Raw genomic sequence first — 12,319 nt, 5'->3', positions numbered from 1 at the left:
GAACATATAAAAAATACAACTTATATAAATAACAATGCGATGAAGGGAGGTTTACATAACTCATGGTCAATGATATGGAAAAAATTATGATTAAAAAGGCGATAAAAGGTGACCGGGACGCTTTTGAGAAATTGATCATAAAATATGAAAAGAGAGTTTATAACATAGCTTACCAGATGTTTGGCAATGAACATGATGCCATGGACGTTGCTCAAGAAGTTTTTATTAAAGTGTATCAATCGTTGCATAAGTTTAATAATAACTCGGCCTTTTCTACATGGTTACATCGGATTACCGTTAACACCTGCATAGATGCCCATAGAAAACGGAAAAAAGACCAGCAGGTTGAATCCATGGATGAAACCAAAGAAAATGATAACGGTGTCTTAACGAAGCAGTATGTGGACAAGGGACTTACCCCAGAAGAGGCAGTTATTAAAAAAGAAAACATAACGCTTGTTAGAGAAGCTATTGATGCATTAAAAGAAGACCATAAAGTGATCATTATACTTCGAGATATAAAAGGTTATGCTTACGATGAAATTGCAGATATATTAGATGTATCCATAGGAACAGTAAAATCGCGGATTGCAAGAGCAAGATCCCAGTTAAAAAATACTATTTTACAAAAAAGGGAACAAAATAGCGGTGATTACGTCTAACTTAGTGAAAGGAGGTTGAAAAAGCATGGAATGTAAAAAATGTCAAGAAATGATATCATTATATATAGATAATGCATTAACATCTGATGAGAAAAAACAATTTGAAGCACATATCGCTATTTGTAGCGAATGTCGAGAAGAACTTGAATTTATGCAAAAACTAATGATACACGTTCATGATTTAGATGATGAAAAAGAACTACCATCGGACTTTCATGGAAATCTGATGGATAAAATAGATCGTATAGAAAAGCCCCATAACCTATCACCCATGAAGAAGATGCATAACATAAGAAAATATTATTCTGCTCTAGCAGCAGTATTTGTAGCTGTATTAATATTTGGCATCATTGGTATTGCTAATTTAGATAAATTTGCCAATTTACCCATGAAGAACGATAAACAGATGGAATCAGCTGACGATGCTGCTAGAAGTGGTACAGCAGAGAATACAAGTGATCGGGATACGAACTATACTGGAATGCCCAGTAAAAATATAGATGATGGTACAATGGATAAAGATCAAGGTAAGTCCATTGGACAATATGCAGCAGACGAGCCTAGGGCAGAAAAGGATGAAAATGCTAAAGAAAGTCCTTCAATATCAAAAGAGAACCTGACGGAAGATGCGGCTGGGGATATGCACGTGCGAGAAGAGGATGCCCCATCGACAACCGAAGAGTCTAGCCATTATGCTAACAACGCTGATAAAGCGGAAAGCAGCCCATCAGATGGTATAAAAGGTGAAGATGTAAAAGAGGCGGCACCAGATGTTGAACCATTAGAAAAAGCTGACACAGACTCAAAAATTGGTGTTACGATGAAAAGTGCAGAAGATGTGGATGGTGTTCAATTTAATGAACATGTTAATCAAGGAACAGATAAAAGTGATTATTCCTTAACAGCAGAACAAGAAAAAGGTAATACAGTGATGATGGCCAAAAAACATTTACCAGATGAAGAACCCTTGTACACACAACCTTCTTTTATTCTGACAGTCGTGGGTATCTTTATACTTGGCATTTTAATTCTGGTTTATATTAAAAGAAAAAGAAAATAGAAACAAAGCTATCCGTTAGGCTATTCATCCTAAGGATAGCTTTTTTCATTGTTAAATAACAGACCTTTTGTTATAATGGAATAGCATTAAAAAAAGAAAAGTTGTTAAAATTGAGATAAATAAAAAAGAAGGATGAAAACACATGCATGATAAAGTACTATTGATCGATGGAAACAGTATTATGAACAGGGCCTACTACGGTTTACCACTACTATCAAATTCCGAAGGGGTATATACCAATGCTGTTTTAGGGTTCTTAAATATTATCCTTAAAGCCATAAAAGATGAAGAAGCTACCCATATAGGTGTTGCCTTTGACCTAAAAGCACCAACTTTTCGTCATGAGAAGTATAAAGAATATAAAGGTAATCGAAAAGGTATGCCTGATGAATTGAGAATGCAGATGCCGATTATAAAAGATGTTCTAAAAGCTATGGATATCAGTATTTTTGAAATGGAAGGGTATGAGGCGGATGATGTGCTTGGTACGTTGGCTCATCAGTGTGAAAAAATAGGTGTGGATACAACCGTTCTATCAGGCGACCGTGATTTATTACAACTGGCCACCAAACATATTAAAATTAGTATTCCAAAGACAAAAAAAGGCAGTACAACCATTGAGAATTATTTTGAAGCTGATGTGCTAGAACGCTATGGGGTAACACCTACAGAGTTTATTGATTTAAAAGGTCTCATGGGAGATTCTTCCGATAACATACCAGGTGTACCAGGCATTGGTGAAAAAACTGCCATTAAAATTATAGCCACTTATCATTCTATTGAAGAAGCCTATCGTCATATTGACCAATTGAAACCACCTCGTGCTGCTAAGAATCTTGAAGAACATTACGATTTGGCTCTATTAAGTAAGGAGTTAGCAACAATTTGTGTGGATTGTGATGTGTGTTTTGATAAAGACAGTTTAAAAATAGATAATATTTATAATGAAGCCACCTATAAGCTGTTTAAACAACTGGAATTCAAACGTTTATTAGAGAAGTTTGAAGGTATGGAGGAGGATTCTTATGTAGAAGACCTTCTTACAGAACACCTTATTGAAACAAAAGAAGCTTTGGACCAGCTTGTTTCACAACTTCAACAAGTTCATAAGTTTGCCTATTATATCCTAACTGAAGGCATGGATATGATTGGGATTAGTATTGCCTATAATGAAAACGAAGCCTACTTCATTAAATGCCAAGAAAGTATGGATGACGCCTTTTGTATGGCACAATTAAAAGACATATTTGAATCCCATGACCTGCAAAAGATGACCCATGGATTAAAAGAAGATTTACATCTTTTTAATCGCTATAAGATTGAACCAAAATCTATCGTATTCGATACGTTTGTAGGCGCATACACCGTCAATCCAACAAGAGATACTTATGGTATTGATGATATTGCTAATGACTATTTGAAAGTGATGCTACCGTCACAAGATGAATTGTTAGGAAAAGGTAAGAGCAGAATATCTTACCGTGCCATAGAGCCCCAACAATTATTAACCTATGCTTGCCATCTGTCATCCATTATCTATCGCAGTTATGATTTAATGCATGCAGCTATTGAAGAATATGGTATGCATGAATTGTTCTATAACATTGAAATGCCTCTTATTCAAGTTCTATATGATATGGAGTATTATGGCATTAAGGTGGATTCGGTACTGCTTCATGATTATGCAGATAAATTAAAAGTAATGATTGATTTATTAGAGAGTGAAATCTATGAACTAGCTGATGAAACTTTTAATATTAAGTCACCAAAACAGTTAGGGGTAATCCTTTTTGAAAAACTTAAGTTGCCTGTCATCAAGAAGACAAAAACAGGGTATTCAACAGCAGCTGAAGTGCTTGAAAAATTAAAAGGCGAGCATCCAATTATTGATAAGATCAGCGAGTATCGACAACTAACCAAACTAAAGTCAACCTATGCAGATGGCTTATTTGACTATATTGGTAAGGAAGATTCCAGAATTCATTCCTCTTTCCAGCAGACCATTGCTGCAACAGGTCGTATTAGCTCAACGGAACCTAATCTACAGAATATCCCAATTCGTATGGAAATGGGACGGGAGATTCGAAAGGTTTTTGTACCAGAAGATGATTATATCTTCATCGATGCGGATTACTCGCAAATTGAGTTACGCTTACTTGCTCACTTAGCAGAAGATGAGACACTCATTAATGCTTTTAATGAGGGACAAGATATCCATCGTCTAACAGCTTCACAAGTGTTTCATGTGCCTTTTGATGAAGTCAGTAGTTTAGAAAGAAGCAATGCAAAAGCAGTTAATTTTGGTATCGTTTATGGTATAGGCGCCTTTAGTTTAAGCCAGGATTTGCATATTACTAGAAAAGAAGCCCAAGAATATATTCAAAACTATTTCAAAAAGTATCCCAGTGTCAAAATCTATCTGGATAATTGCATTCGGTATGCTAAAAATAGAGGTTACTCTTTAACCATGTTACAGCGTAGACGACCCATACCAGAACTTGCATCCAGTAATTTTATGCAACGCTCTTTTGGTGAACGAGTGGCGATGAATACACCTATTCAAGGAAGCGCTGCTGATGTGATTAAGATTGCCATGATTAATGTCAGCAACAAATTAAAGTCAGAAAACTTACGTTCAAGACTTATCTTACAAGTCCATGATGAACTTTTAATTGAGGCTCATCGTGATGAAGTGGAGTTAGTGAAACAGTATCTTGTAGAAGAAATGGAGAATGCTGTTCAGATCAGTGTTAAGATGAAAGTCGATGTGAATATAGGTATGACATGGTATGATACAAAATAATCTGGAGTGATAGCATGAAAGTCATTGGTATAATCGGTGGTTGCGGCAGTGGAAAATCAGAGGTTGCCAACCTATTTAAGCATAAATTCAATGCTTATGTCATTAATGCCGATAAAATCGGTCATGAAGTGATTAAAAAAGGTACGAATACCTATACTAAAATTATAGACCACTTTGGTAAACACATTTTGGATGATCATGGACATATCAATCGTAAAAAATTAGGTGACATTGTTTTTGCAGATACAGAACAGCTTAAGCTATTAACAAGCATCACCCATCCTGCAATTAATAAAAAGGTGTATGACTTAATTATTACACTTAAAGAGGAAAAAAAAATGGATTATATTGTGCTAGAGATTTCTGCTCCAGGGGAAGGTGCCATCTATCCATTAATTGATGCCTATTGGTATGTCTATTGTGACTTAGAAAAGCGTTTTGAACGGTTAGCAAAATATAGAAATATGCCTCGTAAAAAAGCTCAGGATATTATGTCTAAGCAATTAACGGATGAACAATTTCGCCAATATGCACATGTTATCCTTGACAATAGTAACACCTTAAATGAAACGTATCAACAAATGCTAAGGGCATTAAATAAAGTATAGTTGTAGCATATTTATGAAAGAAAGTTAACCTAATTCTAAATATCTGCATTCCAATTAGAAATGATAGAGCTATACATGAAACTACAACTTAGACAAAAATAGTGACAAAAATAAAAAGCATCATATACTTCAGTCTACATGCAAGTAGCGTTTTAGGAGGAAATACAATGAAAAAATTATACATCTTCATCATGATATGTGCACTGTTTATCACAGGCTGCACCCAAGGTACAAAAGATAATGCCAATAAGGAGGTAGATGGGACACCTGTTACGAACTCTTCTGAGCAGGATACAGAGACCCAACCCGTAGAACCTGTTGCTTCATTTGGCGGCGAATTAAAAGTTATCATGAGAAATCCGTCAACACTTAACCCTTTATTGAATAATGATCGTACAGTCAATCAACTATTAAACCTTGTATTTGACTCATTATTCATCCTGAATGAAGAAGAAAAACCCGTAGAAAATCTTGTAGAAAGTTATACCTATTCCGATACTGGAAGCTATATGACTTTAACTTTAAAGAAGAATATCTTATTCCATGATGGTGAAGAGTTACATGCAGAAGATGTGGTGTATTCCATTGATACCATAAAAAGCGCTCCTGAAGATGCAGTTTATAAAGTAAATGTGAAGAATTATAAGCGGGCTGCCGTTGTGGATGATTATACGGTAAGAATCTATTTTGAACAGCCATTTTCTTTTTCACGGTACACATTGACATTCCCAATTATTCCGAAGCACCATTTTAGCGTGCCTGAGAATCAGTTACAACCAATAGGAACAGGTGCTTATGCTTTTAATCAGTTAAAAACCATGAAAGAAATGACCCTGACAGCTAATACCAATTGGTTTAAGGGTAAGGTTTATATTGAAAAAATAAAAGCAATTATAACAAGAAATGCAGAGGCTGATGCAGATGCTTTTCGTCAAAAAGTGGTTGATTTGATTAACCCAACTAAATTTGACTGGCAGCAATATGCCGATCGAAAAGGCACAACATTAACAGAATATCCTACTTATTACTACACATTTTTAGGCTTTAACTTTAATAACAAGGTGCTTAGTGACCGAAACATGAGAAAAATCATTGCAACTACCATTGATCGAGAAAGCATTGTCAAAGAGGAATTCTTGAATCATGCTTATGTAACTGAATATCCTTTACATCCTTTATCTTGGTTAAGTAAAGGAACTAATCCCGTCTATACAGCTGATGAAAATAAAGCAAAAGAGATGATGGCAGCAGCAGGTTTTGCCGACACGGATGATGATAAGGTTCTGGAGCGAACAGTGGAAGGTATAACAGAAAGCCTTCAGTTAAGGTTATTAGTCAACCAAGAAAATTCAGTACGTGTCAAGATTGCTGAGAAAATTAAGGCATCCTTAGAAAAAGTGGGTTTCGTTATCCATTTGGATGCAGTAGATTATGCCACTTATCAGCAAAAAGTAACGGCAAAGGATTTTGATTTACTGTTGGGAGAGTGGAAATTGTCCTCGATTCCTGATTTTACATTTGCATTTCATTCATCACAGATTGCAGAAGGTAATAATTTTATAAGTTACAATGACCCTGTTATGGACCGTATTCTTCAAGCTGCATTTACAAGTGTTACAGAACATAATTTTATTAATGCAATGGAAGAATTTAAAAATACATTTGTGGAAGAGTTACCTTATTTTAGTTTATTTTTTAGAACATCTGCTATCATCACCAATGAACGGGTGCATGGGCAGTTAAAACCTTCATTATATAATAATTTTTACGGTATAGAGGACATGTTTATTTTTGAACAACCTGAATAAAGGTTTGATAATTAAAGGGGCTGGAGCTAGCCTCTTTTCTTTTTTAGTCATAAAGCTTGTCTTATTTAATATAATTAAGATCTAGGTTTTTCCATAAAAGTCCATAAAGACCTAGCTTTTTTCCCTGAATATGGTATTATATATTATGTGTAAGTATCTTTGAGTACCCTGTCATCATGACTTATTTATAGGATATAATTGAATTTAATCATTATCTTTAATTTTGTAATGATTTAGTGGGATTTAGCCTGTTACTCGAGTAGCTCTATATGCTATAGTATATAGTTGCTATTACTTGTCATATAAGGGTTAGAGACATTAATGGACGATATATAGGCAAAAACAATGAGGTGAAGATTACATATGGCATCAGAAGAGATTTTACAAGTGAATGAATATGTATTTGGTTTAGATATTGGGACAAGGAGTATTGTTGGTTTAGTGGGGTTTCAGGACGGTGATCAACTAAAAATTATTGGTCAACACACGATACTCCATGATACAAGAGCAATGTTTGATGGGCAAATTCATGATATTGAAAAAGTAGCTCATACTGTTAGAGAAGTAAAGGAAGCATTAGAAAAGCAAATAGGTTTTACCTTGAAAAATGTTTGTATTGCAGCAGCTGGGCGTGTTCTAAAAACTTATGAAGTACATGTAGAAGATACCATGGATAACAATACGATTATCGATAAAGATCATGTACATATGTTAGAACTCATGGCTATTGAGAAAGCCCATCAACAGCTTAATGAGGCATTAGACCAAGATGATACAGTGTATCATTGTGTTGGCTATACCGTTACCCATTACTACTTAAATGATTATGTCTTATCCCACTTAGAAGGGCATAAAGGTAAAAAAATAGGTGTTGACTTGTTAGCGACATTTTTACCACAGGAAGTTGTGGATAGTTTGCATACGGTCATCAAACAATGTGATTTGAATATATCCAATCTGACACTTGAGCCTATTGCAGCCATTGGCGTAGCCATACCAGAGCAATATCGTTTATTAAACATTGCCCTAGTGGATATTGGCGCAGGTACCTCCGATATCGCAATAACAAAAGAAGGCAGTATCATCGCTTATGGTATGATACCAATGGCAGGTGATGAGATTACTGAGCAGATTGTCCATGATTTTTTAGTGGATTTTAAAACGGCTGAAAAAATCAAGTTGAAATTACATAAGAAAAATCCTATTTCTTTTAAAGATATTATGGGTCTATCCCATAAAGTTCAACCAGAAGAAATTTTTAAAAAGATACAACCAACCTTGGACAAGTTAGCTCAATCCATCAGTAATAAAATAAAAGAGCTTAATGGAAATAAAAGTACCAATGCGGTGTTCTGTGTTGGCGGCGGCGGCCAAATTAAATCTTTTACTGATTTATTAGCCGGTGATTTAGATTTACCCAAAGAGCGTGTAGCTCTTCGTGGTGCAGAAGTGCTAAATCAAGTTATTTTTGATAATAAAAGTTTCAAGAAACCAGAAATGGTAACACCTGTCGGTATTTGCTTAAGTGGACTGAATAAAGACAAGACAGATTTCATCAGCCTTACAGTTAATGGAGAACCCATTAAAATTTTCAATAACAATAACTTAACGTTAATTGATGTAGTAGCATATAAAGGATTTAATCATAAAAATCTTATTTGTCGAAAAGGCGAAGACCTCTGTTATACCTTGAATGGGGTAGACAAAAAACATCGTGGAACAATTGGTGAACCAGCAGTCATTCAAGTGAATGGTGATATTGTGGGCTTAAATTACCCTATAGGTGCTAACGACGAAATCGAACTAACGGTTGCAAAGCATGGTCAATCACCTGTGGTTACCATTGAGACATTACTTATGGATAAGGCATTATTTGATGTATTTATTAATGGGCGACAACTTCAATTACCTTATCGGATAGCCGTTAATGGTCATAAGAAAGATGAACGTTATGTTATTCAAAACAAGGATCAAGTTGTCATTGAAGCAGACTATACCGTTACAGAACTACTGGAATTATCGGATATTCAGCAAGAGGACTGCTTGGTATATGTGAACGACCAAATTGTACCTTATGATTATGTTGTCCAACAACTTGATAAAGTGACCATTCAGATGAAAAAAGACAATATGGAGATTGAAGAAGCAGCCGTGACAAAAATCATACCCACCATTCCTAGACGAATGAAAGTGATGGTCAATAATCAAGAGATAATCTTACAAGGTAAAGAGCGTTATATTTTCGTGGATATTTTTGATTATATTGATTTTGACCTACGCCATCCTAAAGGTAAAATCGTATGTTTGGTTAATGGCAAGACAGCTTCTTACATGGAGAACATTGATTCAGGCGATCAAATAGAAGTATATTGGGACAAGTGAGGGGATAGGTGTGGAACGTACATTAAAATACGATAAAAATTTTATCGGGATACATTCCATTATGATTATAATCATCAGTGTCTATGCAATAGTAGCAAGGTTCTATGATAAGCTTAATCCATCTATTTTGCTAGGGTTATTCATTATTATCGCCTTCTATGTTGTTAATGTTTTATTGTATCGTATAAAGTATTTTAATAATATTTATGTGTTTTATGTCATTAAACTCATTCAGATGCTCATAGTAGCTGTGATCATGTTTGAAGAGAATAGATTTTTATCTAATTCTGCTGGTATTCTGTATGTATTAACCTCATTAGAAGTTATTATCATTTTTATTCATGGAGGTAAACGTTCAAGATATAATATTAATTGGATGCTTATATTACCTTTAGTCATTGCTAGTCTATACGCATTTACTTTTAGGGTTTTTGACCACGAACCTCTCTTCTTAATGATTCAGTGTATTATCATTATCATGGGTGTTTATGCTATTTTCTTTGGTTCAACAGAAGAACTAAAGCAGCAAGTATATGAGCAAAAAAACCTATGGGTACAATTAAAGAAGAAAAATGTAGAATTAAAAATATCCAGTGATCAAGTATTGGAAGTCCATCATGAATTACTCAATCAAAAAGCAGCATTAGAAGAAGCCAATGAAAGATTAAATCGTTTTACAGCTGAAATGTATATTCAAAATGAATTGCTCAGCTATATCAGCCGTGCTTTGGACATTGAAGAACTTATGAAGTTAGTTATTGATTCCATTATTGGTGCAATCGGTGTGGATACCTGTTCTCTTGTTATCTATGATGCCAATTTCGACACGTATATGTGTAAAGTAAAATCCACACATCGCCAAGATTATTCCAAGGCATTCGTTGAAGCAGTGAAATCATCTAAATTAGAAAAATATTTTAGTTTGGGAACCCCTTATATTGACAATCATGTTAGAAAAGGTGCCTATGATTTTATGTCTGGAAGAGATGCAGGATCATTAGTCATTATACCCATTATGAAAGAAAAATCCACCTATGGCCTACTCATAGCCGAACATGAATCTTCACGTATGTTTAGCGAAAACAGTATTCAATTTTTTGGAGGCATTGCTAATCAGATTAACATTGCTATTACCAACGCTAATCTCTATTCAAAAATGGAAGAAATGGCCAAACGCGATGGTTTGACGGGTGTGCATAACAGAACCTACTTACAAGAAGTATTGGATGATTTGTCTAAAAAAGCCAAACAAGGGCTTATGAACCTATCCGTTGCTTTGTTTGATATTGATAAGTTCAAAAATATTAATGATACTTACGGTCATTTATTTGGTGATGAAGTCCTTAAGATCATTGCCACGATCACGGAAAACTATGCTAAATCAAAAGGTGGTATTGTAGGCCGTTATGGTGGTGAAGAATTTTTACTGATATTTTCAGATAAAACCCTGGAAGAAACCCGGGAGATTATGGAAAGTATTCATAAGATGATACATGAGCAAACACTCTATTATAACGATAAATCCATCTCGGTTAATATTAGTACGGGTATATCATCTTATCCTGAAGTTTGTGATGACCCAGAAGACCTATTACATCGGGCCGATCATGCCATGTATTTTTCAAAAACCAATGGCCGAGGTAGAATTACTATTGATAATATTCAGTTATAATGTATAATATAAGCTATAAACTTTTTCGTTTATAGCTTTTCGTATGCTAGAAATAATGAACATGGATTATGGTTAAAGGAGTTTTTAACATGGCATTTAAGATATGTAGTATTGCCAGTGGAAGTAGTGGTAATTGTATTTATGTGGGAACGGACCAAGTGAATATACTGGTTGACTCAGGCATCAGCGGTAAAAGAGTTGCTCTAGGTTTAGGGGAAATAGGTGTGGACCCCACACGTCTAGACGGTATATTCATTACCCATGAACATTCAGACCATATTAAGGGTGTGGGTGTATTAGCTAGAAAATATAAAATCCCCATCTATGCAACAAAAAAAACACAACAAGCTGTTTTGAATTATCGACAAATAGGTAAAATGGAACATGCTCATTTTATTGAGATTCGACCAGATGAAAATGTCACCCTAAAGGATATGGTTATTCACCCATTTCGATCTTTTCATGATGCTATTGACCCTGTATGTTATACTTTTTTACATGATGGAAAAAAAATTAGCGTGGCTACTGATCTAGGTTGCTACGATGAATACATAGTCAGCAAGCTTGTTGATTCTAATGTGCTGTTTATTGAGGCGAATCACGACGTTAAAATGCTAGAGGTAGGAGGATACCCCTATTTCCTTAAAAAACGTATATTAAGCGATGTAGGCCATTTATCCAATGAATTATCAGGGCATCTTATCTCAAGTCTCTATCACCAAAATCTCTCCCATGTCATACTTGGTCATCTGAGTCAAGAAAATAATTTTCCTGAGTTAGCTTACGAAGCAGTAAGAGCAGTGCTTATGGATTGTGCTCATGTGGATCACGAACGTTTGAAATTGTTCGTTGCTGGGAGAAATAGCAATTCTAAATTAGTTGTAGTAGGATAAGCATACACACACATCACCTAGACATATCCATTGATCTAGGTGTAAAGATATACTTTAGAACATTAATAAGTTAATCATATAGTATAAGAATAGATAGACACATAGAAAGGAGACCATATAATGAGTAAAGGAATTATTACAGTCGTTGGACAAGATAGAGTTGGGATTATTGCGGAGGTATGTACCTATCTTGCTAAGCATAAAGTGAATATACTGGATATATCTCAGACCATTGTTCAAGGTTATTTTAATATGATGATGGTGGTGGATATCAGTGAAATAACAGAATCATTTAGTGATGTTGTGGATGATTTGGAGCAATTAGGCCATAAAATTGGTGTAGCCATTAAGCTTCAGCACGAAAATATCTTTAAAAAGATGCACCGTTTATAGATATAAACATCAACCCTAGCATAGGAGAAGCTAAGCTA

General features: G+C 34.9%; 9 protein-coding genes. All 9 read left to right on the top strand.

Annotated features, from left to right (window positions below):
- Positions 1-74 precede the first annotated feature (74 nt).
- The 9 genes from HZI73_RS14700 (at position 75) to HZI73_RS14660 (ending at position 12,281) form a co-directional block, all read left to right on the top strand.
- Complete coding sequence (locus tag HZI73_RS14700; RefSeq protein ID WP_212694139.1) at positions 75-662, top strand: RNA polymerase sigma factor; 588 nt, start codon at positions 75-77, stop codon at positions 660-662.
- 25 nt (positions 663-687) lie between these two features.
- Positions 688-1,722, top strand: a complete 1,035-nt coding sequence (locus tag HZI73_RS14695; RefSeq protein ID WP_212694138.1) for an anti-sigma factor family protein — start codon at positions 688-690, stop codon at positions 1,720-1,722.
- Between the two features lie 142 nt (positions 1,723-1,864).
- Positions 1,865-4,525 carry a DNA polymerase I gene (gene polA / locus HZI73_RS14690; RefSeq protein WP_212694137.1) on the top strand — a complete coding sequence of 887 codons (2,661 nt, stop codon included), beginning with the start codon at positions 1,865-1,867 and terminating at the stop codon, positions 4,523-4,525.
- A 14-nt stretch (positions 4,526-4,539) separates the two neighbouring features.
- A complete protein-coding gene (gene coaE / locus HZI73_RS14685; RefSeq protein ID WP_212694136.1) occupies positions 4,540-5,133 on the top strand; it encodes a dephospho-CoA kinase in 594 nt (197 codons plus the stop codon).
- Between the two features lie 167 nt (positions 5,134-5,300).
- Positions 5,301-6,941 (top strand): peptide ABC transporter substrate-binding protein, encoded by a 1,641-nt coding sequence (locus HZI73_RS14680; RefSeq protein ID WP_212694135.1) that lies wholly within the window; start codon positions 5,301-5,303, stop codon positions 6,939-6,941.
- A gap of 363 nt (positions 6,942-7,304) precedes the next feature.
- Positions 7,305-9,323, top strand: coding sequence for a cell division FtsA domain-containing protein (locus HZI73_RS14675; RefSeq protein ID WP_212694134.1), 2,019 nt, complete (start codon positions 7,305-7,307; stop codon positions 9,321-9,323).
- Between the two features lie 10 nt (positions 9,324-9,333).
- Positions 9,334-10,995 (top strand): sensor domain-containing diguanylate cyclase, encoded by a 1,662-nt coding sequence (locus tag HZI73_RS14670; RefSeq protein WP_212694133.1) that lies wholly within the window; start codon positions 9,334-9,336, stop codon positions 10,993-10,995.
- 89 nt (positions 10,996-11,084) lie between these two features.
- Positions 11,085-11,888, top strand: a complete 804-nt coding sequence (locus HZI73_RS14665; protein ID WP_212694132.1) for an MBL fold metallo-hydrolase — start codon at positions 11,085-11,087, stop codon at positions 11,886-11,888.
- A 120-nt stretch (positions 11,889-12,008) separates the two neighbouring features.
- Positions 12,009-12,281: an ACT domain-containing protein gene (locus HZI73_RS14660; protein ID WP_212694131.1), complete on the top strand. Its 273-nt coding sequence runs from the start codon at positions 12,009-12,011 to the stop codon at positions 12,279-12,281.
- Positions 12,282-12,319: the final 38 nt, after the last annotated feature.

Origin of the sequence: Vallitalea pronyensis, assembly GCF_018141445.1 — a bacterium.
GTDB lineage: Bacteria > Bacillota > Clostridia > Lachnospirales > Vallitaleaceae > Vallitalea > Vallitalea pronyensis.
The sequence above is the reverse complement of the archived record's forward strand: the minus strand, read 5'-3'. Positions and strand labels throughout refer to the sequence as shown.

Bases quoted from the DNA above. Each gene is read 5' to 3' on its own strand.
- HZI73_RS14660 (WP_212694131.1), top strand. From the start codon at position 12,009: ATGAGTAAAGGAATTATTACAGTCGTTGGACAAGATAGAGTTGGGATT.
- polA (WP_212694137.1), top strand. From the start codon at position 1,865: ATGCATGATAAAGTACTATTGATCGATGGAAACAGTATTATGAACAGG.
- HZI73_RS14675 (WP_212694134.1), top strand. From the start codon at position 7,305: ATGGCATCAGAAGAGATTTTACAAGTGAATGAATATGTATTTGGTTTA.
- HZI73_RS14700 (WP_212694139.1), top strand. From the start codon at position 75: ATGGAAAAAATTATGATTAAAAAGGCGATAAAAGGTGACCGGGACGCT.
- HZI73_RS14665 (WP_212694132.1), top strand. From the start codon at position 11,085: ATGGCATTTAAGATATGTAGTATTGCCAGTGGAAGTAGTGGTAATTGT.
- HZI73_RS14695 (WP_212694138.1), top strand. From the start codon at position 688: ATGGAATGTAAAAAATGTCAAGAAATGATATCATTATATATAGATAAT.
- coaE (WP_212694136.1), top strand. From the start codon at position 4,540: ATGAAAGTCATTGGTATAATCGGTGGTTGCGGCAGTGGAAAATCAGAG.
- HZI73_RS14680 (WP_212694135.1), top strand. From the start codon at position 5,301: ATGAAAAAATTATACATCTTCATCATGATATGTGCACTGTTTATCACA.